Annotated in this window: 17 protein-coding genes and 2 tRNA genes; 5 read left to right on the top strand and 14 right to left on the bottom strand. The window is 62.6% G+C overall.

Translation table 11 applies throughout. The annotated features are described in order from the left end of the window. Positions 1-13: 13 nt before the first annotated feature. Positions 14-1,084, bottom strand: a complete 1,071-nt coding sequence (locus FA04_RS01150) for a 4-oxalomesaconate tautomerase (protein ID WP_034796997.1) — start codon at positions 1,082-1,084, stop codon at positions 14-16. A 98-nt stretch (positions 1,085-1,182) separates the two neighbouring features. Between FA04_RS01150 and FA04_RS01145 the strand changes: the two genes are divergently transcribed. Continuing rightward, positions 1,183-2,082, top strand: a complete 900-nt coding sequence (locus tag FA04_RS01145; RefSeq protein WP_034796999.1) for a LysR family transcriptional regulator — start codon at positions 1,183-1,185, stop codon at positions 2,080-2,082. Positions 2,083-2,159: 77 nt separating this feature from the next. Here the strand turns inward: FA04_RS01145 and FA04_RS01140 are convergent. The 10 genes from FA04_RS01140 to FA04_RS01095 all read right to left on the bottom strand — a co-directional run bounded on the left by FA04_RS01140 (position 2,160) and on the right by FA04_RS01095 (position 8,705). Beyond that, a tRNA-Phe gene (locus tag FA04_RS01140) sits at positions 2,160-2,235 on the bottom strand. Between the two features lie 341 nt (positions 2,236-2,576). Continuing rightward, entirely contained in the window at positions 2,577-2,825 is a 249-nt protein-coding gene (yacG, locus tag FA04_RS01135; protein ID WP_051659366.1) for a DNA gyrase inhibitor YacG, read from the bottom strand. Then, positions 2,794-3,414, bottom strand: a complete 621-nt coding sequence (locus tag FA04_RS01130) for a Maf-like protein (RefSeq protein ID WP_034797002.1) — start codon at positions 3,412-3,414, stop codon at positions 2,794-2,796. Before FA04_RS01130 ends, yacG begins: the two co-directional genes overlap by 32 nt. Before the next feature lie 147 nt (positions 3,415-3,561). Then, positions 3,562-3,780: a translation initiation factor IF-1 gene (gene infA, locus FA04_RS01125; RefSeq protein ID WP_004435948.1), complete on the bottom strand. Its 219-nt coding sequence runs from the start codon at positions 3,778-3,780 to the stop codon at positions 3,562-3,564. 271 nt (positions 3,781-4,051) lie between these two features. Beyond that, positions 4,052-4,519, bottom strand: coding sequence for an arsenate-mycothiol transferase ArsC (locus FA04_RS01120; protein ID WP_034797006.1), 468 nt, complete (start codon positions 4,517-4,519; stop codon positions 4,052-4,054). Positions 4,520-4,533: 14 nt separating this feature from the next. After that, positions 4,534-5,010: a UPF0262 family protein gene (locus tag FA04_RS01115; RefSeq protein WP_034797007.1), complete on the bottom strand. Its 477-nt coding sequence runs from the start codon at positions 5,008-5,010 to the stop codon at positions 4,534-4,536. Further along, on the bottom strand, positions 5,007-6,311 hold the full coding sequence (hisD, locus tag FA04_RS01110; RefSeq protein ID WP_034797008.1) for a histidinol dehydrogenase: 1,305 nt from the start codon (positions 6,309-6,311) through the stop codon (positions 5,007-5,009). The genes FA04_RS01115 and hisD overlap by 4 nt, the downstream gene beginning before the upstream one ends. Positions 6,312-6,354: 43 nt before the next feature. Then, a complete protein-coding gene (locus tag FA04_RS01105; protein WP_034797590.1) occupies positions 6,355-6,795 on the bottom strand; it encodes a DUF2948 family protein in 441 nt (146 codons plus the stop codon). Between the two features lie 106 nt (positions 6,796-6,901). Beyond that, positions 6,902-8,194 (bottom strand): UDP-N-acetylglucosamine 1-carboxyvinyltransferase, encoded by a 1,293-nt coding sequence (murA, locus tag FA04_RS01100; protein WP_034797010.1) that lies wholly within the window; start codon positions 8,192-8,194, stop codon positions 6,902-6,904. Positions 8,195-8,453: 259 nt separating this feature from the next. Continuing rightward, complete coding sequence (locus FA04_RS01095) at positions 8,454-8,705, bottom strand: hypothetical protein (protein ID WP_060644096.1); 252 nt, start codon at positions 8,703-8,705, stop codon at positions 8,454-8,456. Between the two features lie 151 nt (positions 8,706-8,856). Between FA04_RS01095 and FA04_RS01090 the strand changes: the two genes are divergently transcribed. Together FA04_RS01090 and FA04_RS01085 are read left to right on the top strand one after the other, a co-directional pair. Beyond that, a tRNA-Thr gene (locus FA04_RS01090) sits at positions 8,857-8,931 on the top strand. A 324-nt stretch (positions 8,932-9,255) separates the two neighbouring features. After that, complete coding sequence (locus FA04_RS01085; RefSeq protein WP_034797013.1) at positions 9,256-9,969, top strand: DNA helicase; 714 nt, start codon at positions 9,256-9,258, stop codon at positions 9,967-9,969. A gap of 346 nt (positions 9,970-10,315) precedes the next feature. On the opposite strand, the gene pncB is transcribed toward FA04_RS01085, so the two are convergent. From pncB to FA04_RS01070, 3 genes are all read right to left on the bottom strand, one after another. Continuing rightward, the gene (gene pncB, locus FA04_RS01080; RefSeq protein ID WP_034797014.1) at positions 10,316-11,620 is read right to left on the bottom strand and encodes a nicotinate phosphoribosyltransferase; all 1,305 of its coding nucleotides are present in this window, start codon (positions 11,618-11,620) and stop codon (positions 10,316-10,318) included. A gap of 45 nt (positions 11,621-11,665) precedes the next feature. Continuing rightward, complete coding sequence (gene pncA, locus FA04_RS01075; RefSeq protein WP_034797595.1) at positions 11,666-12,265, bottom strand: bifunctional nicotinamidase/pyrazinamidase; 600 nt, start codon at positions 12,263-12,265, stop codon at positions 11,666-11,668. Between the two features lie 179 nt (positions 12,266-12,444). Next, the gene (locus FA04_RS01070) at positions 12,445-13,632 is read right to left on the bottom strand and encodes a polysaccharide biosynthesis/export family protein (protein ID WP_034797015.1); all 1,188 of its coding nucleotides are present in this window, start codon (positions 13,630-13,632) and stop codon (positions 12,445-12,447) included. Between the two features lie 408 nt (positions 13,633-14,040). Between FA04_RS01070 and FA04_RS01065 the strand changes: the two genes are divergently transcribed. Both FA04_RS01065 and FA04_RS01060 read left to right on the top strand, forming a co-directional pair. Next, complete coding sequence (locus FA04_RS01065; protein ID WP_034797018.1) at positions 14,041-21,552, top strand: type I polyketide synthase; 7,512 nt, start codon at positions 14,041-14,043, stop codon at positions 21,550-21,552. Further along, the gene (locus tag FA04_RS01060; RefSeq protein WP_034797019.1) at positions 21,549-22,964 is read left to right on the top strand and encodes an aminotransferase class I/II-fold pyridoxal phosphate-dependent enzyme; all 1,416 of its coding nucleotides are present in this window, start codon (positions 21,549-21,551) and stop codon (positions 22,962-22,964) included. Before FA04_RS01065 ends, FA04_RS01060 begins: the two co-directional genes overlap by 4 nt. The last annotated feature ends 51 nt before the right edge of the window (positions 22,965-23,015 follow it).

Raw genomic sequence — 23,015 nt, 5'->3', positions numbered from 1 at the left:
GCTCTGCAAGACCCTAAGCGTCTTTGCGAACAAGAGCCGCACCTTCAAACAGCCGACGCGTGGTGCGCATCACAGACACAGTCGGGCTATTGTCTCCTATTGCCTTCTCGACCCTCACCCGCAGTTCACCGGTCGGGTGCTCGAAGGCGAGCGTCGCCGGCAGCGAAAGCTCCGGAAAACGCCGACCCACGAGGCCGGTCGGGATCGTTGCCGCCAAACCGAGGCTCACGGCACCGGTCGTTGCAAGCGCGGTGTGGCAATTGGCGGGCGTGAAATAGCGCACGGCCAGATCGCCGCCGCTCGCGGGCGCCCCGATCAGCACCGGCTTCGGCAGAACCGACTGGCTGACATCCCCCATCCCCATCAGCCTTCCGGCCTCCCGCCGGATTTCCTCGAGCCGGGCCATGAAAGCCGCATCGGCGTCGAAAGCTGCAGCGGGCTCCGAGCCGCTGTAGCCCATATCCTCGGCGGTGATGATCACCACCGGCGTTGCGCCGTCCAGCAGCGTTACTTCAAGACCGAGAATGACATCGGTCGCCTTGCCGCTCGGCAGCAGTCGGCCGGTCTTGGCGCCGATCGCATCGCGAAAGGCCAGATAGACAGGGGCGGCCTTGCCCGGCACGCCGTCGATGGCGGCCTCTCCCTGATAGGCGATCGCGCCGCCGGGGGTCTGAATGCGGGCGTCGATGATCTTGCCGGTGTTGACGTTGTGAACCTTGATGACCGTTTCGTCGCCGGTCGGCAGAACCAGGCCGGCCTCGATGGCGAACGGGCCGACGGCCGAGAGCATGTTGCCGCAGTTCGGCGCCGTATCGACGCTGCGCTCCAGCACCTTCACCTGGGCGAAGAGATAATCGACATCAGCTTCCGGACGGCTCGACGGACCGACGATCGCGACCTTGCTCGTCAGCGAGTTGCCACCGCCGAGACCGTCGATCTGCAGCGGGTGGCCGGAGCCCATGATTTCGATCAGCAGGCGGTCGCGCTCGACGGGATCAGCCGGAAGATCGCGAGACAGAAAAAACGGTCCCTTCGACGTTCCGCCGCGCATCATCACGCAGGGTATCCTGATCAAGTCATCCATTCCGCATGCTCCTTCGAACCGGCCGCAACCGGCTGATCGGAGGGATCTCACGGATCAAATCTGTTGTGAAATGCAAAGAATGGCGTAATTATTCCGATATGCGCAATAATTTCGAATTCCTCGACCTCAAGGCTTTTCTCGCCGTACTCGACCTCGGCTCGTTCAACGAAGCTGCCCGCCAGCTCAATCTTTCACAACCTGCGCTTTCACGGCGGATCAAGGGCTTTGAAGCCTCCGTCGGCGCGCAGTTGATCGAACGCACGACCCGGCACGTGGCGCCGACGCAGGTCGGGCGGGAGCTTCTGCCACTGGTCAGGCGTCTGGTCGACGAATTCGAGGAATCGATCCTCTCGATCAGCGACCTCGGTGGGCGACACCGCGCCCAGGTCACCATCGCCTCGGTCCCGACCGCGGCCTTCTATTTTCTTCCCAGGGTTGTGCAATCCTTCAACGAGAAATTCCCGGGTATCCGCTTCCGAATCCTCGATCTCTCGGCCAATGAGGGGCTTGATGCGGTCGCCAACGGCGAGGTCGAATTCGGCATCAACATCACTGGGGCGGCGCGCCCTGATCTCAGCTTCACGCCGCTCGTCGACGACCCGTTCGTGCTCGCCTGCCGCCGCGATCATCCGCTGGCGACCTCGAAGCAACTGACCTGGGCGGATCTGACCGGCCACCCGCTGATCGGGGTCAGCAAGACCAGCGGCAACCGTGCCGTGCTCGACCGGGCGCTTACAACGGCCCAGGTGCAGCTCAACTGGTTCTACGAGGTCAACCACCTGTCGACCTCGCTCGGCCTCGTCGAGGCGGGCCTCGGCATCTCCGTGATGCCGCGGCTGGCCACACCCCAGGTCGAACACCCAGTGATCGCCACCGTGCCGCTGACCGCCCCCACCGTCAGCCGCACCATCGGCCTCGTCGAACGCCGCGGCGGCAGACTATCACCGGCCGCCATCCGCTTTCGCGAGATGCTGGTGCAGGAGTGGACGACGTATTGAGGGAGCGCAGCCGCATAGTGGACGCAAGGAAACGACACGCCAGCGCTTGAAGGAACCAAGATCTTCGAGAAGAAAGATGGTGCCCGGAGGCGGATTTGAACCACCGACACGCGGATTTTCAATCCGCTGCTCTACCAACTGAGCTATCCGGGCATCCTGCCGTTTCGGGCATCGGCTCCTTTCGGAACCATCGGGGCGCTTGTGTTTGCCCTGGGAACGAGCGGGGTTATAGCATCTTGTTCGGCGGTGTCCAGCGCCAAATGAAAGTTTTTTGACCGAAATCCTGTGGACAATCGAAACGCCGAAAAAGCGAGGAGTTTCAGAGAGATCGCATTCTCTCCCTGGTCCATTTTTCGTGGAAAGTGGCCGTTGGAAGCCGAAAAAGATGATTGCACGCACCCGGTGACGCGCGAGGATCTTCGAGGCGTCGTTCGCGGCAAAGAGGATGTGGGGAAGGAAAAGCCGGACCGGCGGGTCCGGCCGCAGCGGTACGCCTAGCGGTCGTCGCCGTCGTCGGCCTTCGCCTCGTCGTCGGCGACCGGAATAGCGTAGGAGCCGGAGAGCCAGCGATTGAGGTCGACGTTGCGGCAGCGGTCGGAGCAGAAGGGATAGTGTTCCCGATGCGACGGCCGGCCACATTCCGGACACGGGCGCGGTGCGCGCAGGGGCGCAACGTTCGAAGCGCTTTTCTTCGTTTCGTCGGTCACTCGTTCAGCCTTCCAGCCAACGATTGTGCACGTCATAGCCTTCGCCGACAAGCAGGCTGACGGTTTCGTAAAGCGGCAGGCCAACGACGTTGCTGTAGGAGCCGACGAGCTTGACCACGAAGCTGCCGGCGATGCCCTGGATGCCGTAGCCGCCCGCCTTGCCGCGCCATTGGCCCGAGGCGAGATAGCTTTCGATATCGAAACCGGACAGGCGCTTGAAGCGCACCTTGGTGTCGACGACCTTCTGGCGCACGGTCTTGTCCGGGGTGATCAGGCAGACGCCGGTGTAGACGCGATGACTGCGGCCGGAAAGAAGATGCAGCGCGCTCGAGGCTTCGCTGACGAGTTCCGGTTTCGGCAGGATGCGGCGGCCAACGCAAACGACCGTATCGGCTGCCAGAATGTAGCTTCCGTCCCAGCCGGCCTCGCCCTTGACTGCAGCAAGCGCCGCTCGCGCCTTTTCTGCCGACAGGCGCCTTGCGAGCGAACGCGGATGTTCGGCACGCTTCGGCGTCTCATCGAGATCCATCGGCATCAGGCGCGCGGGCTCGATGCCGGCTTGCGCCAGAAGCTCGACGCGACGCGGCGAACCGGACGCAAGTATCAGTTTCTTGGCCACTGTCATCGGAACGAGCCGTCACTCCAGAGCAATTCCAGCAAAATGCGATAGGCGGTTTACGTCTGGAATTGCAATCCAACCAAAGGTTAGAGCGTTTTCGCGATTCGAAGAAGAAGCGGAAATGCTCCAGGAATTGCTAAGAGCCGGAGCGGCTTACTTGAAGCGGTAGGTGATACGGCCCTTGGTAAGGTCGTACGGGGTCATTTCAACGAGAACCTTGTCGCCGGCAAGCACGCGAATGCGGTTCTTGCGCATACGACCAGCAGTGTGAGCGATGATCTCATGCTCGTTTTCGAGCTTCACGCGGAAGGTCGCATTCGGAAGCAATTCGGTGACCACGCCCGGAAATTCAAGGACTTCTTCTTTCGCCATGTAGGACTGTTCTTTCTATCTTTGTTTAGGGAACCGTCAGGTATCCCGAAAAATTCGCCGGAAACTACACAATCGACGAGGATTTGTGAACCATCTAAGACCGGCTTTTGCGCTTTTGTGACGGGCTACTGTGCCGCGCGTCGGATCAGAAGCGCGAAGCCGCTATAGCACTTCGTACCGCTCCATGTCTCTAGTCTTAAATCGATCGAGATTTACGCCGGCATGGAAGCGACGGAGACTGCAGACCGCGCCGGGATTTTTCGCAACACTCTCAAGCGTCTTCCGACTTCCTGGAGCCGATCAACCGATGATTGATCAGCGTCGATAGGTGATCGCGCACGGCGCGGTAGGCATCGACGATCTGCTCGCGCGTGCCGGCAGCCACCGTCGGATCCGGCGTCGGCCAGTAGACCACGTCGACGGCCATGGAGCGCGTCAATTCGAGCGCCTTGTGATGCGCCTCCGGCGCCAGCGTGACGATAAGGTCGAAATAGTCATCCTCGAGTTCATCGAGCGTATGCGGCTGGTGGCGACCGAGGCTCAGGCCCACTTCGGCCATGACCACGTCGACGAAGGGGTCGCGTTCGCCATGCCGCACGCCGGCGGAGGCGACATAGGTTCCGGCCGGCAGCGCCGCCTTGGCGAGCGCTTCGGCCATCGGCGAGCGAATAGCGTTCATGCCGCACATGAAGAGGACCGAGCGGGGCATTTTCAAGCGCTGAGCCTCGGTTCCCGCCATGCCGGTCGCCGCCCTCACCCGCGCCAGTAGAGCACGCAGACGAGCGTGAACAGGCGGCGGGCGGTATCGAAGTCCAGCCGGATCTTGCCGGAGAGGCGATCCATCAGCGTCTGCGAACCCTCGTTGTGAATGCCGCGGCGCCCCATGTCGATCGCCTCGATCTGGCTCGGCGTCGCCGAGCGGATCGCTTCGTAGTAACTTTCGCAGATCATGAAGTAGTCCTTCACGATCCGGCGGAACGGCGTCAGCGACAGAATATGGGTGGCGACGTCGCTGCCCTTGTCGGTCGAGATCGCAAAGACGAGCTTGGCGTCGACGAGCGAGAGATTGAGCTTATAGGGGCCGCCTGGATGGCCGACCGGCTCGAACAGGTTTTCTTCGAGCAGGTCGAAGATCGCAACCGCGCGCTCATGCTCCACGTCAGGGGTCGAGCGGCCGATGGTCTCGTCCAGAACGACATCGCAGAGACGCTGGTTGCGGTCCGCCTTCATCCAGCGTCCCCGAGATTGAGGCGAATGGCGACGGAGCGCGCATGGGCCTCAAGGCCTTCGGATTTTGCCAGCACGATGGCCGCCGGTCCGAGGATCCGCAATTGTTCGGCATCAAGCCGCAGGATCGACGTGCGCTTCATGTAATCCAGCACCCCAAGGCCGGAGGAGAAGCGCGCGGAACGAGCGGTCGGCAGCACGTGGTTGGAGCCGCCGACATAGTCGCCGATGACCTCGGGCGTGTGGCGACCGACGAAGATCGCGCCGGCATTGCGGATCTTGGCCACCATCGGCTCGGGGTCGGCAAGCGCCAGCTCCAAGTGTTCGGCAGCGATGCGGTTCGCGAGCGGCACGGCCTTCTCAAGATCGGGCACGAGGATGACGGCGCCGAAATCGCGCCAGCTTGCCGACGCCGTTTCGGCGCGTGGCAGAGTTTTCAGCTGCCGCTCGACTGCGCTCTCGACCGCCTGGCCGAAATCCGCATCGTCGGTGATCAGGATCGACTGGGCGCCGACATCGTGCTCGGCCTGGGCGAGAAGATCGGCAGCGATCCAGTCCGGATCGTTGTGCTTGTCGGCAATAACAAGCACTTCGGAGGGGCCGGCGATCATGTCGATGCCGACCGTGCCGAAGACCTGGCGCTTGGCCGCAGCCACATAGGCATTGCCCGGGCCGACGATCTTGGCAACCGGTGCAATCGTCTCGGTGCCATAGGCAAGGGCGGCCACAGCCTGCGCGCCGCCGATGCGGTAGATTTCCTCGACGCCGGCAAGGCGTGCAGCAGCCAGCACCGCCGGGTTGACCTTGCCGCCGGTTGCCGGCACTACCATGACGATGCGGGACACGCCGGCAACCTTTGCCGGCAGCGCGTTCATCAGCACCGAGCTCGGATAGCTCGCGGTGCCGCCGGGCACATAGAGGCCGACGGCATCGACCGCCGTCCAGCGCGAGCCGAGGCCGACGCCCATGGCGTCCTGGTAGATATCGTCCTTCGGGCGCTGGCGGGCATGGTGCGCCTCGATGCGGGTGGCGGCGACCTTTAGCGCGCCGAGAACTTCCGGCTCGACCGCCTGGATCGCTGCATCGATCTCGACGGCGCTGACCGCCATCGGCGTCGTCTGGAAATCGACGCCATCAAAACGCTTGGAGTATTCGGCGAGCGCCGCGTCACCGTGTGCCCGCACGTCGTCGATGATCGCCTTGACCACCGCATTGACGTCCTCGGACACCTCTCGCTTGGTCGTCAGGAATGCCGCGAACTTTTGTTCGAAGTCACCGTCGAGAAAATTGAGCCTGATTGCCAAAGGGGACGTCCTTGTATGCCAGTGTCGGTCGGGTCGATCAGCGTCAAGCGCCTTCGGGATGCTTGGGCTTGAAAGCGGTTTCCCACGCCCCGCCGGTATCCGCAAGCTGCGTTTCGATGCATTCGACGTCAAGCGCGATCGAGGCGTCGCCAGCCAGAACCAACTCCAGCGTGCCTTCCGGCCCCTCGCCCTGCAGCGCGAACTTCAGCGTCAGCAGATCGAGCACCGCCTCGCCGTCACGCCGGTCGAAGCCGACGGAGCGCACTGCATTCACACGTTTGAAGAGGAGAGCCGCACGCCGGCGCTCAAAGGAGCGGCGCTTGCCATCGGCCGTCTCCCAGACGAAGCGGTTGACGATGAGAGAAAACTGCTTGCGACGCGCGTCGTATTCCAGGCCCGAAACCTTGAACACGGCATCCTGGACGTGGGCGGAGACGACAGCGAGATCCTCCTCGTCGAGCGCCAGCAGCTTCAATCCGGTCATGCCATCCATTCCTTTCGTTTCGCCGCACATCTTGCCGTGCCACAATTGAAATGGACATAGGATGTTGCGCCTGAAACCGCAACGGTATCAGGCGCAACCGTTCAAATCAGTCGCTGACGCGCTCGACGTGCGCGCCGCACCGGGTAAGCTTCTCTTCGAGCCGCTCGAAGCCGCGGTCGAGATGATAGACGCGCGAGACCATGGTCTCGCCTTCGGCGGCTAGGCCGGCGATGACGAGCGAGACCGAGGCGCGAAGGTCGGTCGCCATGACAGGCGCGCCCTTCAGGCGGCCGACGCCCTCGATTTTCGCCGTCTGGCCGGAAAGCGAGATCTTGGCGCCGAGACGGGCGAGTTCCTGCACGTGCATGAAGCGGTTCTCGAAGATCGTCTCGGTGATGTGCGAGGTGCCCTTCGCCATGGTCATCAGACCCATGAACTGCGCCTGCAGGTCGGTCGGGAAGCCCGGGAAGGGATCAGTGACGATATCGACCGGCTTAATGCCGGCGCCGTTGCGCACGACGCGGATGCCGCTGTTGGTCTCGGTGATCTCGGCGCCGGCGCGGCGGATCGCTTCCAGCGCCGTGTCGAGCAGCGCCATGTCGGTGTCTTCGAGAATGACGTCGCCGCCGGTCATGGCAACGGCCATGGCGTAGGTGCCGGTCTCGATGCGATCAGGAAGAACGCGGTGACGGGCGCCGGAGAGCGAGCGAACGCCCTCGATGGTGATCGTCGAGGTGCCCTGGCCGGTAATCTTGGCGCCCATGGCGTTCAGGCAGTTGGCGAGGTCGACGACTTCAGGCTCGCGCGCGGCGTTGCCGAGCACCGTGGTGCCGTTGGCAAGCGTCGCTGCCATCATCAGCACATGGGTGGCGCCGACCGACACCTTCGGGAAGGTGTAGCGCGCGCCGATCAGGCCGCCAGCCGGCGCCGTCGCGTTGACGTAACCGCTGTCGATCTCGATGTTGGCGGAAAGCGCCTGCAGGCCTTCGATGAAGAGATCGACCGGACGCGTGCCGATGGCGCAACCGCCCGGCAGCGATACCCGCGCCTTGCCTTCACGGGCAAGCAACGGGCCGATAACCCAGAAGCTCGCGCGCATCTTCGAGACCAACTCGTAAGGGGCGGTCGTGTCGACGATGTTGCGGCAGGTGAAATGGATGGTGCGGGCGTAGCTCTCGCCCTGGCGCTCGCGGCGACCGTTGACGGAGATATCCGCGCCATGGTTGCCGAGGATACGGATCAGTTGCTCGACGTCGGCCAGATGCGGCACGTTTTCGAGCGTCAGCGTGTCGTCGGTCAGAAGCGACGCAATCATCAGCGGCAGGGCCGCATTCTTGGCGCCCGAAATCGGGATGACGCCGTTGAGCTTGTTGCCGCCTACAATCCTGATGCGATCCATGAGGCCTCTCGAACGGGCTTGGCCCGCCTTTCCAAAATAATCCGATGTTGTCTGAAGGCGCCTCTTTAGTGGAGACGCCGCGAAATTAGAAGTGCCTTGAACGCCGCGCATCCCTTCGGACGCCTGGCGCTGTAACATTTAGGTCGCTGCACGGCTTCCCCCGCGATCGGTCCCGATTTACGAACCTGTGCAATCGAACGCCGATGGAGATGCCACCGGCAAATTGAGAACGAAGCGGCGATGCCGCTTCCTGCCCGTACTAATCTTGGGATTCGTCCGTTTTTGCGGCAGGAAGACCGCTGACGTCATCGGCAGCGCCAGATCGGCGCGCCCGCATCTGCTGCTTGCGGCGCATGAGGTTGTCGCGCAAGTTCCTGGCAAGACGCGCCTTTTTCAGGTCCGCCTCGGTCGTATCCTTTATCTTTTTCTGGCGCACCTTGCCATCCGCCTGCCGTTCGTCAGGCGGAGGCACCGCTTTGCCGCCTTCTTCGTCGTCTGTTTGCATGCCCATGCCATAGCGCAAAACCAGGGTCTTCGGAAGCGCCGGTGACTTTTCTCACAGCTCTTCGCGAAAAACTTCGAATTGCGGCTTGCACTCGCCGCTGAGCTATGGCAATAGCCCCCTCGCTTGATGCGGCTGACACACGAACCGGCCGCGAGATGCTGCTATAGCTCAGGGGTAGAGCACTCCCTTGGTAAGGGAGAGGCCGAGAGTTCAAATCTCTCTAGCAGCACCAGTTTTCTCTTAAAGAAATCAAATTGATACTCGCTCGTAGCACCGCGTGCTTTTGCGGTCTGCGAATGTTTTCGCCTGTCCTATCGCCCCAAACGAGCAGGATCTAGGGCGCCGCGAAAGACGCGCGCCAGGCCGCAGAATTTCTCATCGGATGCAATTTTCGCCTGCTGCCATCTGCGTTATGCTGCGATTCGGGCGCGCCCACGCCTCCCCCCTCCGATCGGGAAAGTAGATTCCATACCGGGCACTCTCATCATCGAACCGACTGTTGGGGCAATGCGCACAAGGAGGGACTGCGACGATCGCTCGTACCAGGAGGTTGCCGATGAAACTGACTGCACCGATCTACCATTTGAAACGCAGGGCGAAACGCCTGTGCCGTGAAGAAGCCATCCCGCTCCATGAAGCACTTGATCGCATTGCCGTTCAGGAGGGCTACTCCACTTGGAGCCTGCTTGCGGCACGACAAACGACTGCCGGCACCGCGGCGAGTATGCTTGCCCAGCTCGCTCCCGGAGATCTCGTGGTCCTCGGCGCACGCCCCGGCCAGGGCAAGACGCTGAAGAGCCTCGAGCTTGCCGTAGAGGCGATGAGGGCCGGCCATCGCGCCTACTTCTTCACACTGGAATATACCGTGACGGACGTCATCGAGCGTTTTGCGGCCATCGGGGCCGACCATGGCCGGTTTGCCCCGCTGTTCGAGATCGATTGCTCCGACACGATCAGCGCCGACCATATCGTCGGCAAGCTGTCCAAGGCCGATCCCGGCACGCTGGTGGTCGTCGATTACCTCCAGCTTCTCGATCAGCGACGTGACAATCCCGCTCTTGGCGATCAGGTGCGCAAATTGAGGGCATTCGCGCGGCAACGCGGGCTGATCATCATCTTCATCTCGCAGATCGATCGATCCTTCGAAGCCGCCGTGAAACCACTTCCGGACCTGGACGATATCCGGATGCCGAACCCCGTCGATCTCCGGCTTTTCGACAAGGCCTACTTCTTGAACAAGGGCGAAGCGAGGCTACTGGCGATAAACTGAAACAAGAGCCTGCCTCGCTGACACCCGGAACGTATTTCCCGATGCTGCGTTATCGTTTCAAAGGCAGCAACGCGGAGGCTTCTCAATGAAAGGTATCGTTCTCTGGCTTATGGGCGTGCCGCTCATCGTCATCATCCTTCTCTACATGTTCGTATTCTAGAGAAGCAAAATGCAACGGCAGGTTGGCAGATTAACGCAACCTTAAGATTCCACTGCCAGATTTGATATTGCGATGATGGACAATCGCAACATCTTTGATCCCCTTTTGAAACCGGCTCCTGCCGGTTTCTTTTTTTGCAAGATCGCTGAGCACGCGGCGTCGTTTGACTTAGGCGTTACTTGGCGGTCAGACCTTAACCGCCTGCTCAACGAAATCCTGCGAGCCAAAGAACTTGAGGTAGCGCTCGACCTCGGCCGGGTCACCGGTCGCCTTGCGCGGATTGTCGGAGAGTTTTACAGCCGGCCGGCCATCCGCCTCGCTGACCTTGCAGACGATCGAGATCGGACTGAGGCCGCTGATTTCCGTCGGCGCGCAACCGGCAAAATCATTGGTGAGGTTGGTGCCCCAGCCGAAGCTCATGCGCACGCGCCCCTCGAAGTGGCGGTACGTCTCGATGATCGTGTCGACGTCGAGACCATCGGAGAAGATCAGCAGCTTTTCCCGGGGATCCCGTCCCATCTTCTTCCACCAGGCGACGATTTTTTCGCCACCTTCGATCGGCGGCGCGCTGTCCGGCCGAAAGCCCGTCCAGTCCGCCACCCATTTCGGCGCGTCGCGCAGGAACGCCGCTGTGCCGAAGGCATCGGGCAGCACGATCAGGAGATTGCCGCCATAGAGTTGGTTCCAGTCCTGCAGCACCTTGTAGGGGGCGGCGGCCAGTTCCTTGTCGTTGCGGGCAAGGGCCGCGGCCACCATCGGCAATTCGTGTGCGTTGGTACCAAGCGCCTCCAGATCGTTGTCCATCGCGAGCAAGACATTGCTGGTCCCGGAGAACGAACTGCCAATCCCTTCCTTCAACGCCTCGACGCACCAGCGCTGCCAAAGGAAGCTGTGGCGGCGGCGCGTGCCGAAATCGGAGATCCTGAGGTTAGGGTACTGCCGCAGCCGCTCGACTTTGGACCACATCTTGGCCTTGGCGCGGGCATAGAGCACATCGAGGGTAAAGGGACCGAGGCCCTTCATCGCCGAGCGCGAGCGCAGCTCGTTGATGATCGCCAGCGCCGGGATCTCCCACATGGTGGTCTCCGCCCAGCGGCCGCGGAAGGTCAGCTCGAACTGGCCATCGCTGCGTTTCAGCTCATAATCCGGCAGGCGGAACTTGGCGAGCCAGGCGAGAAACTCCGGCGAGAAGATCTGCTTGCGGCCATAGAAGGTATTACCCGCAAGCCAGATCATTTCCTTCTTGGAGAAACGCAGTTCGCGTGCGTGATCGAGCTGCTCGCGCAGTTCCTGCTCGTCGATCTCGTCGGCGAGCCGCACCGTCTTCGTGCGGTTGATCAGCGAGAAGGTCGCATCGACATCCGGATAGAGCTGCCAGATCATCTGCAGCATCAGGAGCTTGTAGAAATCCGTGTCCAGCAGGCTGCGTACGATCGGGTCGAGTTTCCAGGCATGATTGTAGACGCGCCTGGCGATATCGGTCTTCGTCATCGGTGAAATTGCTCCTTCCTCTTGGGCGAGGCTAGATCATCTCGGCTAGTTCAGCTCGACGCCGGCATCACGCATACGCGTCACCATGGCATGAAGCGAGCCGTTGAGGTCGATGCCCCGACAGGCATCGAGAACGACCGTGGTCGAGAATCCCTGCGCCACCGCGTCGAGCGCGGAGAAGGCGACGCAGAAATCGGTCGCGAGCCCGCAGAGCGTCACCTTTTTGATACCGCGGTCCCTGAGATAGCCGGAAAGGCCGGTCGGCGTCCGGCGGTCGTTTTCAAAGAAGGCGGAATAGCTGTCGATTTGCGCGCGGAAACCCTTGCGGATCAAAAGTTCGGCGCGGGTCCATTCGAGCGCCGGATGGAAATCGGCGCCGGCGCTGCCCTGCACGCAATGATCCGGCCAGAGCGTCTGCGCGCCATAGGGCATGGCGATCATTTCGAAGGGATTTTTGCCGGGATGGCTGGAGGCAAAGCTGGAGTGGCCGGCCGGATGCCAATCCTGGGTCAGAACCACATGCTCGAAGCGGCCGATCAGCCCGTTAATCATCGGCACGATCTCGTCGCCGCCCGCAACACCAAGCGCTCCGCCCGGGCAGAAATCGTTCTGCACATCCACGACGATCAACGCTTTATCCGCCATCATTCACCTCTGGACGATCAACTGCTTATCGATCACCAAAATCGATTTAAGTCCAAGATCAATCACAGAATTTGAGCGACGACAAGCCAGTTCCGCAGGCTTCCGAGATCGGAAGGGCAGATAAGCAAAAAGGGCGTCGGCCATGGCCGACGCCCTCGAACAAATGCGATCGAAAACGATCAGTTTCCGAGATTGTTGATGTTATCTGCGATCGAGAAGCCGGAATTGGCGATGCCGACCGGCTGGGCGACGAAGTTCAGGAACTTCGAGAAATCGACCGACGGGTGACGCGAGGCATAGATGACGTCGCGGTTCTTGACCGGGAAGGTCTGGCCGACAATCAGGCTGTCCGGCTTGCTCATGTCAAAGCGGTAGACGATCGGGTAGCGCCCCACGCTGTCGGTCTTCATGCCCTTACGCAGCATTTCGTTGAAACGCTGCTGACCGAGCAGGCTCATGACCACATCAGGCTCTTCGTAACGGAAGATGAAATAGCCCTTCATGTCGAGCGTGTAGTCCGAGCCACCGCCCGCAAGGCCCATCGCCTCGAGCAGATTGAGATCGTTGGCGCCGAATTCGACGCGCTGGTTGGCCTTGACCGCACCGAGGATCGTGAAGCGGCGCGGATCGCGCGTCACGAAGATCTGGTCGCCCGGCTTGACGTGGATATTTTCCGACGGGTTCTCGATGATCGACTTCAGGAGAACCGTTCCGGTCTTCTTGCCGCGCACCAATGTGACGAAGGTCTCGTAGGGCTGCGCGACCGGGCCGCCGGCCTTGGCGATCACCTCGTTGATCGTTTCGTCGACGAGGCTCAGCGGCACCACCGACGATTTGCCGACGGCACCCGAAACCGTAACGTTACGCGAGGCGGTGCTCATGCTCGTGACGATGACGTCGGGCTCAACCGCCTTCTGCTTCAGCGCTTCCAGAATTTCCTGGCGCGCCTGCTCCAGTGTCAGGCCGGCAAACTTGACCGGGCCGACATAGGGGATGGCAGCCTTGCCATCCGGCTGAACGACGAGATCGATGCTCGTCTGCTTGGAGTCCTGCGTCGAGAACAAGCCGTCGCTGCCGGCTTCGAAGATCGAGACCTTAAGCTGGTCGCCAACGCCGATGACGACGCGGCCAACACCGCCGCCAATGCCGAAACGGCGATTAAGCGTCGAGGAGACATAATCGGAAACGAGACGCGCGGAGCGTCCGTCCACATCGACGATGTCGAAAACCGTTGCATTCTGGCGGCCGATCTCGGCGCCTGACTGGCCGGCGTCCTTGACGATCGCTCCGGCCAGCGGCCCTTCACCAGGCACAGCCTGGCACCCGACGAGGGCGGAACAAAGCAGAAGGGCACTGACTCGTTTCAACTACGACACTCCACATTCGGCACAGCCATGATTTTGCTCATGGTTCCGCGCCGCATCATCCCCCGGCAGGGAATTTCGCCGGTCTCTGAAAAGCACAATCGCCGTCCCACAACAAGTCACCTCAAGACCAAGACGGGCAATTTATTTGAGCCCGCGTCTTTCTGGTCATACCTTCGATACCTTGAGCGTGGTTTGTCGCCCAATCCGACTTGGACTGGCGTTGACAGCGTGTATATCTTCAGTCTTTGGGGTTGAAAGCTAGGGACTTTAAGTTAAAAGCTGACTAATGAGGCGGAACGAATATAGCTGGGGATAGCCCGCAAGCATGACGATTGGCGATTGCATTTCAACTTCCGCCGCGCAATCGCAGGTGCAACTTTAACGGCATTTTAGAGCGTTCGATCATACATGGCTGTTGAGATTATTGGGCGTGCATGCCTCGCCCCTGGAGCAGAATCGCCCTCGGCGTTGTTCAAACTTCTACGTCAGGGCAAGTGCACCGTCACCAGCATTCCATCGGATCGCTGGGACGTGGCGCGATTCTGGCATCCCGTCATGGGCACGCAGGGGAAGACCTATTCCTTCGCGGCCGGCGTGCTGGATCAACTCTATGATTTCGATCCGGCCGTCTTCGGCATGTCGCAGCGCGAGGCCATGTATATGGACCCGCAGCAGCGCGTGCTGCTCCAGCTCGCCTGGCGGGCGCTTGAAGACGCCAACATCTCGGCGACGTCGCTGCACGGCGAAAACGTCGGTGTCTATATCGGCGCATCGAGCCTCGACCACGCCAACCTGACGGTCGAGGATCCGGCCGCGGCTGGCCCGTACTTCATGACCGGCAACACCCTGTCGATCGTCTCCAACCGCATCTCGCACATCTTCGGCCTCAGCGGCCCGAGCATGACGGTCGACACCGCCTGTTCCTCCTCGCTGGTCGCCCTCGACCAGGCGATGCGGGCGCTCAACGCCGGGGAGATCGACACGGCGATCGTCGGCGGCGTCAACATCCTTGCCCACCCCCTGCCCTTCGTCGGCTTCGCCCAGGCACGCATGCTGTCGCCGGAAGGCCTCTGCCGCGCCTATGACAACGACGGCGCCGGCTACGTGCGCGCCGAAGGCGGCGTGGTCTTCGTGCTGCGCCGTTCCGACCGGGCGCGCCGCGAGAAAGACCGCAGCTATGCGCGCATCGTCGCGACCGGCGTGAATTCGGCCGGCCGCACCAACGGCATTTCGCTGCCGTCGCGCGAAGCCCAGGCCAACCTGCTGAGAGCGATCTACGAAGGAAACGGCATCGACGCCAATCAGGTGGCCTTCGTCGAAGGCCACGGTACCGGCACCAAGGTCGGCGACCCGGCGGAAGTCTGGTCGATCGGAACGGTCATCGGCGCCAAGCGCCGGGCGCCTGTGCCGATCGGCTCGATCAAGTCGAACATCGGCCATACGGAACCCGCCTCCGGCCTCTTCGGCATGCTGAAGGCCATGATGGCGCTTGAGAACAACTACCTGCCGGCTTCGCTGCATTTCGACACGCCAAACGAGCATATCGACTTCGATGGTCTGAACGTCCGCGTCACGGCAAACCCGATCGAGCTTCTGCGCGGCAAGCGCGCGCGCCTTGCCGGCATCAACTCGTTCGGCTTCGGCGGCGCCAATGCGCACGTCGTTATCAGCGACCCGGAACCGGCCGCCGATGAAAAGGCCGCAAACCCGTCGTCTTCGGGACATGTGTTCCTCGCAAGCGCTCATACGCAGTCGAGCCTGGAAGCCCTTCTCAAGGATTACAAGACCGCTTTCGCGCATGCTTCCAAGAGTGAAGCCCGTGCGATGATCGCCGCATCGGGTGCCAACCGCACCCATATGCGCCATCGGTTTGCCGCTCGCAGCGACCAGCCCGAAGATATCGTCCGTGCGATCGCCAGCCACCTGGAAAAGCCCGGCTCGGATATCGGTGAGGTGGGCGAGGCCGTCGTTCGCGACGCCAAGGTCGCGTTCGTGTTCTCCGGCAACGGCTCGCAATGGGCCGGCATGGGTGTGGAAGCCTTCCGCGAAAACCTGCATTTCCGCCAGTGTTTCACCTCGGTCAGCGCGCTGTTCAAGTTCCATTCGGATATCGCGCTCACCGATCTCCTGACCGATCCTGATCTCGACAAGAAGCTTGCCGACACCAAGATCGCCCAGCCGCTGCTGTTTGCGGTGCAGGCCGCCCTGTCGGATTCGCTGGTTGCCATGGGCATCAAGCCGGTCGCCGTCTTCGGTCACTCTGTCGGCGAAATCGCCGCCGCCTACGCGGCCGGCGCGCTGTCGCTCGTCGATGCCGTTTCGATCGTTGCGAAACGTTCGCTGCATCAGGACCTGCTTGCCGGCCACGGCACGATGGCGGCCGTCATGCTCGGTGAAGAGGCTGCTCGCGCCTTTGCCGAGGCTCGCGGTCTTGACGAACTCTGCGTTGCTGCGGTCAACGCGCATAATTCCGTGACGATCTCGGGCCCGGCCGACCAGATCTCGGCCTTCCGCGATGCCGCCCGCAAGGCGAAGATCCCGGTCCAGATCCTCGACATCAACTATCCGTTCCATCATCCGATCATCGATCGGGCGAAGGATGCCTTCCTCTCGGACATCCCCGATATCGCACCGCGCCGCACCGAACTCGCCTACCTTTCGACGGTCACGGGTGCCGCGCTCGAGGGCACGCAGCTCGATCCGGAATACTGGTGGAAGAACGTTCGCGAGCCGGTCCGCTTCCAGGCGGCTGCGGAAGCCGCGATCGAAATGGGCTGCCGCCTGTTCATCGAGATTTCGCCGCGCCCGATCCTGTCGTCCTACGTCAAGGAGACGATCAAGCAGGCAGCAGCCCCCTGCATGGTGGTGCCCACGCTGCTCAGAGACGTCGCCGAAAGCGGCCAGGATCCGATCTCGGCCGCGATGGCACGTGCCGTTGCGCACGGCGCCGTCGTGGATACGACCCGGGTATTCGGCAAGCGCAATGCATCGATCGCCCTGCCAAGCCTGCCCTTCGAGCCCGTCGAACTGCGCCCGGCGGCAACAACTGATGCCACCGACCTGTTCGGCCGGATTGCCAGACCATACCGCCTGACCGGCTGGCGCAGCGATCCGAACAGCGGCAGCTGGAAAAACCATATCGACGCCCATCTCTTCCCGGATCTTGCCGAACACGTGGTGGACGGCAAGGCGATCCTGCCGGGCAGCGGCTTCATCGAGATCGCCGTTGCTGCGGCACAGCAGTTCTATGGCAGCGAAGAAGTCGAGATCACCAATCTCGAAATCGTCCGGCCGCTGGAACTCAGCGACACAAAAATCATGGAGCTGTCGACCGTCCTTTCGCCAGAGACCGGCGACCTCGAAATCCGCTCGCGTGAACGGCTGTCGGAAGACGACTGGGCCGTGCACGCGGTTGCCCGCTGCCGCAAGCCGCTGCCGGCCGGGGACCGCGCCTATCCGTCGCTCGCAGGCCTCGCCAAGACGGCAACGGTGGCACCGGGTCGCGCCTATGAGACGGCGCGGCAATTCGGCCTCGACTACGGTCCTCGCTTCCAGCTGCTCGCAAAAGCGGTTGCCTATGGCGACCGCCTGGTCGATGTCGAGCTGAAGACGGCCGAAGCCACCGGACACCCGCTGGTCAGCTATGCCCTGAACCCGATCTCGGTCGATGCGACCTTCCACGCGCTGGTGGCGCTCTTCGACCGATTCACTGGCGACAAGAGCGGCGCACCCTATATTCCCGTCCGCTTCGGTTCGGTTCGTGTCGTCAATGGCGGCCTGCCGATCGCGCGCGCGATGATCGAAATTGAACGCGTCAGCACCAATTCGATCAAGGCGAAGTTCCACTTCTTCGGCCAGTCGGGCGAGCCGATCGCGCATTTCGAGGATTGCCGTTTCCGCCGCACCTATCTGCGCAAGCACAAGACGCTCGATGCGCTGTCCTTCCACTACGAGGCAGTACAATCGGAAGCCGCCCTGCCAAGCCTTCTGCGCAACAGCCTTGCGCCGGTATCGATCGCAATGCCGGCCGCCGGCGAGGCTGGTGTCGACAATGCGACGCTGCTCTTCAATGCCGCGATCTACCGCGCCTGCCAGGAGATCGCCCTCAAGCTCGGTAAGGGGCGTTCCACGATCCAGGGCGGCAATCTGCCTGGCGATTTCGCCTTCCAGTGTTTTCTGACGAGCTGCCTCTACGTGCTCGAAGATGCCGGGCTCTGTGAGCACAAGGATGGTGTGTGGACCGTCGCGCAGGAATTCAACCTGCCGAGCGTGCCTGAAATTCTGAGCGAACTTTACGGCGAGCGGCCTGACCGCGCCGTCGAGGCCGTGCTGATCAACAACGCCTATGCGGAAGCCCTTGCCCGCATCGATGCCTTGCATGCGGGCGACGAAGCGGCCTCGGGATCGAGCTTCATCAGCGACGCCACGATCGACCATCAGGCGGTTCATTCGGAGGCAAGCCGCCAGCGCATGGCCTTCGTGCTGGAGGCTGTCGAAACGGCGCTGTCGGCACAGTCCGCCGGAGCGCGCCTGCGCATCGTCGAACTCGGCAGCGTATCCGCCGGTTTCACTAAGCGTCTGGCCACTCTTGCCGAAAAGCATGGTGCAAGCCTCACCGTGTTCGAAGCACGCGATAACGCCCAGCGCGGCCTTGAGCTGGCCTTCGAAAACGACGCCCATGTACACATCCTCAAGAAGGGCGAACTCGCGACGCTTGCGGCCTTCGATCTTGCTGTCAGCGCGTCCGACGCGTTCTACGGCCTGATCGAGGACGATGTGGCGGTTCGCACAGCGTTGCGCACGGCACTGCGCCCTACGGGTGGGCTGATTGCCGCGGTCAGCGCGCCATCGCTGTTCAACGACTTCGCGCTTGGCCTGTCCGAGGGCTGGTTCGCGCGCAGCCAGACGGCGGAGTTTCCGATCGGCAACCTCGCGGCGGCGCCGCACTGGCAGAAATGCCTCGACGATCTCGACCTGCGGGACACCGACATTGCCGACCGCGAATGTGCAAGCGGCAACGTCATCCTGCTCGAAGCGCGTGGCGCAGCAACTGCTGCCGCAGACGCGGCGGTGCCGGCATCCGTCCCCCACCTCCTGCTGGAGATCGCGGGGCGCGAGCAGCGCGAGCCCTCTGATTCAGCCATTCGTGTCAGCCTGACCGGCGATGCGGCTGCGGACAAGGCCGCGCTCCTGCCAGCCTTCGAGACGCTGGGGGGCCAACCGCTTCGGGCAGTCTTCCTTGCCTTGCCGGCGGCCGCGTCGCGCACCGACGATTCCGCCTCTCTACAAACACAGATCCTCGCGCTCGGCACGTTTGCCGAAGCATTGCGCCAGCATATCGGCGGTGCGGAGCCAGCGGAGGACAAACGGCCCCGTCTCCTGCTTGTCGCGCCCGGCGGCGCACCGATCGCCAGCCGGACGGTCGGCGAGGCGGTCGCAAGCGACGGCGTCAATGCCGGCCTCTGGGCTTTCGCACGCGTGCTTCAGAACGAATACGAGTTCCTCGACGTCCACTCGCTCGACATCGACGGTTCGCCGACGACGGATGCTCAGATGGCTGCGGCATTGCCGCTGCTTGGCGCGATGGGAGTAAACCGCGAATGGCTGCTCGAAGGCGAAGCTGGCGCTGCGCTTTCGGAGATCCGCGCCGTGCCTGGCCCAGTCGACAATGGGCACGCGGCAACGGCTGACTTCAAGGCTGCAACCATCCGCCAGCGCGTCAGCTCTCAGGTGGGCAGCATCGTCTGGGAAGAAAGCGACATCCCCTCGGCAGGCCCGGGTGAAGTCGTCGTCGCGGTCGCAGCCACCGGCCTCAACTTCCGCGACGTAATGTGGGCGATGGGCCTTCTGCCGGAAGAGGCGCTCGAAGACGGCTTCGCAGGCGCGACGATCGGCATGGAGCTTTCCGGCCACGTGGTCGCGGTCGGCGACGGCGTCGATGACCTCGCCGTGGGCGATGCCGTCATGGCGATTGCATCCTCCGCCTTCTCGACCCACGCGGTCGTTTCGCGCGCCGGCGTCGCCAGGTTGCCGCAATCGGTCAGCCCCGTCGCCGCGGCGACGGTTCCGGTCGCGTTCCTGACTGCCTATTACGCGATGGTCGAGCTTGGACGGATCCAGCCTGACGAAACGATCCTCATCCATGGCGCCGCCGGCGGCGTCGGCCTTGCCGCGCTGCAGGTCGCAAAGCTGAAGGGCGCCAGGATCATCGCCACGGCAGGATCGCGCGAGAAGCGTCGCTTCCTGTCGATGCTGGGTGCCGATCACGTCTTCGATTCCCGTTCGCTCGATTTCGTCAACGACGTTCGCGCCGTGACGGGCGGTGAAGGCGTCGATCTCGTGCTCAACTCGCTGTTCGCCGAGGCCATGGAGCAGAGCCTGGCGCTGGTGAAGCCCTTTGGCCGCTTCCTTGAGCTTGGCAAGCGCGACTATTACGCCGACAGCAAGATCGGCCTTCGGCCGTTCCGCCGCAATGTCAGCTATTTCGGCATCGACGCCGACCAGTTGCTGGTCAATCAGCCGAAGCTGACCAAGCGGATCTTCACCGAGATCGGTGCGCTGTTCGAAGACGGCAAGCTGACGCCGCTTCCCTATCGCGCCTTCGACTTCGACGAGATCGGCAACGCCTTCCGACTGATGCAGAATGCCGGGCATATCGGCAAAATCGTCGTGCTTCCTCCGGTCGCCGGCACGCATCGCGTTGCCAAGCGTCCGCATGGCGGCATGAAGGTCGATCCGAACGGCATGCATCTCGTCGTCGGCGGCATCGGCGGTTTCGGCCTGGCTGCCGCCAACTGGCTCGTCGAAAAGGGTGCGACGAAGGTCGCGCTCTGCTCACGCCGCGGCCTGGCGGACGCCGAAACGACGGCAATGATCGAAGCTTGGACGAAGGCTGGCGTATCCGCCACGGTTCATGCCTGCGACGTCACCGATCCGGCAGCGACGGAGCGCCTGCTCAAGACGTTGCGCGCCGTGGCACCGCTGCGCTCGATCGTCCATGCCGCGATGGTGCTCGACGACGCGCTGATCAGCAACCTCAACCGCGAGCGAAACCGGCCGGTCATCGACACCAAGGCCAAGGGTGCCGCGGTTCTCGATCAACTGACCAGCAACGACAAGATCGACAACTTCATCCTGTTCTCATCGGCGACGACACTCGTCGGCAACCCCGGACAGGCGAATTACGTCGCAGCCAACGGCTATCTCGAAGGTCTCGCCCGCGCCCGTCGCGCACGCGGCCTTGCGGGTCTCGCCGTCGGGTTCGGCGCCATCGCCGACAGGGGCTATCTGGTCCAGAACACGGATGTGAACGACATCCTCGCCAAGCGCATCGGCAAGACCGCGCTGAAGGCGCAGACGGCACTCGACATGGTCGAGAGCCACCTGGCCTTCGATCCAGGCACCGTCGATGCGGCAACCGTGATGATCTCGGAGATCGACTGGTCGGCGGCACGCAATCTGCCTGTCGCCAAGAACGCGCTCTTCGAAGTCATCCTGCGCAGCGCCGACCAGCATGCGACGGGCGGCGAAGGCACCAAGATGGACCTCGTCGTGATGATCGAGGGCAAGTCGCCGCAGGAAGCCGAAGACATTCTCTTCGACCTCGTCGCCGGCGAAATCGCCGCAATCCTGCGCGTATCGAAGGATACGGTCACGCGCAGCAAGGTTCTGAAGGAAATCGGGCTCGACAGCCTCATGGCCGTCGAACTCGGCATGAGCTTCCAGCAGAACACCGGCTTCGACATGCCGCTCAGCGGCGTCGCCGACAACACGACGGTTGGCGATGTCGCCCGCAAGCTCTATGAGAAGGTGAGCAAGCGCGACCAGAGCGACGATGCCGAGCCCGCCGACGACAAGATTGTCAGCGAACTTGCGCAGCGGCACGTCGGAACGGCGAAGGAAAAAGCACAAGGCCAATGAGCACGAACGGAAACGGTCCAGGCGCATCCAAGATGACCAGCAGCCTCAAAGAGAACCTGCTGGACCGGATGAGAAACACGCATCAATCCTCCGAGCGCAACCGCATGGCGCGCTCGGAGCGGGAGATGCCGCCGCCGGCGCGCCGGCAGCAGGCCCGTTTCGAAGACCTGCCGGAATACAAGCAGGTGATGACGCAGAAGTTTGCAAGCGAACAGCTCGGCATCGCCAATCCGTTCTATCGTGCCCATCAGACGGCCGCCGGCGCGACCACCGTCATCGATGGCCGCAAGCTGATCAACTTCGCCTCCTATGACTATCTTGGCCTCAATCGCCATGCGGAGGTGCTTGCGCGGGCACGCGATACCATCGGCACCTTCGGCATTTCCGCCTCGGCGAGCCGCCTCGTCGCCGGCGAGCGTCCGGTGCATGTGGCGCTGGAAGAGAAGATCGCCGACTTCTATGGCGTCGATGCCGCCGTCTGTTTCGTCAGCGGCTATCTCACCAATGTCGCCGCCATCAGCTGCCTGATGGGACCGAAGGACCTCGTCGTCCACGACGAGTTCATCCACAACAGCGCCCTTGCCGGCGTCAAGCTCTCGGGCGCGACACGACGCCTGTTCAAGCACAATGACGTCGCCGACCTCGAACACGTGCTGCGCACGGTCGCCGGCGACTATCGCCGCATCATGGTCATCGTCGAGGGCATCTACTCGATGGACGGCGACGTCGCCGACCTGCCGGCGCTTCTGAAGCTCCGGGCCGAATATGGCTTCTGGCTGATGGTCGACGAAGCGCATTCGCTCGGCGTTCTCGGCAAGACCGGCCGCGGGCTTGCAGAGCATTTCGGCGTCGATCCCCGCGAGATCGACATCTGGATGGGCACGCTCTCCAAGACCACGTCGAGCTGCGGCGGCTACATCGCCGGCAGCGAAGCGCTGGTCGAGGTGCTGAAGGCATCGGCCGGCGGCTTCGTCTACAGCGTCGGCCTTGCGCCGGTTCTGGCGGCCGCGGCAACCACAAGCCTGGAGGTGCTGGAACGGGAGCCGACGCGCACGGCGGCGCTGCGCCGCAACGGCGCGCTCTTCCTCAAGCTTGCCAAGGAAGCGGGGCTCGACACCGGCCTCAGCAGCGGATTTTCCGTGGTTCCGGTTCTGGTTGGCGATTCCCTGCGTGCGGTGCAGCTGTCGAACGACCTGCTTGCCGAAGGGGTCAATGCGCTGCCGATCATCCACCCGGCGGTCCCGGAAGGCCTGGCTCGGCTGCGCTTCTTCATCACCAGCGACCACACGGAAGAGCAGATCCGGCGCACGGTAACACTCACGGCCGAGCGTCTGGCCGACCTTACCGAACGCAACTTCGGCCTTGGCGGCATCGACATCGACCAGATGATGAAAGCGCTCTCGGCGCGCTGACCCGATCGCATTTGCTGCCGGGTCAGGTGGTCGCGGAAGCAGAGCCGCTTC

Origin of the sequence: Ensifer adhaerens, assembly GCF_000697965.2 — a bacterium.
Classification (GTDB): domain Bacteria; phylum Pseudomonadota; class Alphaproteobacteria; order Rhizobiales; family Rhizobiaceae; genus Ensifer; species Ensifer adhaerens.
Note: the sequence above shows the minus strand (reverse complement) of the source record. Positions and strands in the feature narration are given on the sequence as shown.

What these genes read in the sequence shown, in the direction of transcription:
- FA04_RS01150 (WP_034796997.1), bottom strand. Translation starts at nt 1,084, where the DNA reads ATGGATGACTTGATCAGGATACCCTGCGTGATGATGCGCGGCGGAACG.
- FA04_RS01145 (WP_034796999.1), top strand. Translation starts at nt 1,183, where the DNA reads ATGCGCAATAATTTCGAATTCCTCGACCTCAAGGCTTTTCTCGCCGTA.
- yacG (WP_051659366.1), bottom strand. Translation starts at nt 2,825, where the DNA reads ATGACGTGCACAATCGTTGGCTGGAAGGCTGAACGAGTGACCGACGAA.
- FA04_RS01130 (WP_034797002.1), bottom strand. Translation starts at nt 3,414, where the DNA reads ATGACAGTGGCCAAGAAACTGATACTTGCGTCCGGTTCGCCGCGTCGC.
- infA (WP_004435948.1), bottom strand. Translation starts at nt 3,780, where the DNA reads ATGGCGAAAGAAGAAGTCCTTGAATTTCCGGGCGTGGTCACCGAATTG.
- FA04_RS01120 (WP_034797006.1), bottom strand. Translation starts at nt 4,519, where the DNA reads ATGGCGGGAACCGAGGCTCAGCGCTTGAAAATGCCCCGCTCGGTCCTC.
- FA04_RS01115 (WP_034797007.1), bottom strand. Translation starts at nt 5,010, where the DNA reads ATGAAGGCGGACCGCAACCAGCGTCTCTGCGATGTCGTTCTGGACGAG.
- FA04_RS01105 (WP_034797590.1), bottom strand. Translation starts at nt 6,795, where the DNA reads ATGACCGGATTGAAGCTGCTGGCGCTCGACGAGGAGGATCTCGCTGTC.
- murA (WP_034797010.1), bottom strand. Translation starts at nt 8,194, where the DNA reads ATGGATCGCATCAGGATTGTAGGCGGCAACAAGCTCAACGGCGTCATC.
- FA04_RS01095 (WP_060644096.1), bottom strand. Translation starts at nt 8,705, where the DNA reads ATGGGCATGCAAACAGACGACGAAGAAGGCGGCAAAGCGGTGCCTCCG.
- FA04_RS01085 (WP_034797013.1), top strand. Translation starts at nt 9,256, where the DNA reads ATGAAACTGACTGCACCGATCTACCATTTGAAACGCAGGGCGAAACGC.
- pncB (WP_034797014.1), bottom strand. Translation starts at nt 11,620, where the DNA reads ATGACGAAGACCGATATCGCCAGGCGCGTCTACAATCATGCCTGGAAA.
- pncA (WP_034797595.1), bottom strand. Translation starts at nt 12,265, where the DNA reads ATGGCGGATAAAGCGTTGATCGTCGTGGATGTGCAGAACGATTTCTGC.
- FA04_RS01065 (WP_034797018.1), top strand. Translation starts at nt 14,041, where the DNA reads ATGGCTGTTGAGATTATTGGGCGTGCATGCCTCGCCCCTGGAGCAGAA.
- FA04_RS01060 (WP_034797019.1), top strand. Translation starts at nt 21,549, where the DNA reads ATGAGCACGAACGGAAACGGTCCAGGCGCATCCAAGATGACCAGCAGC.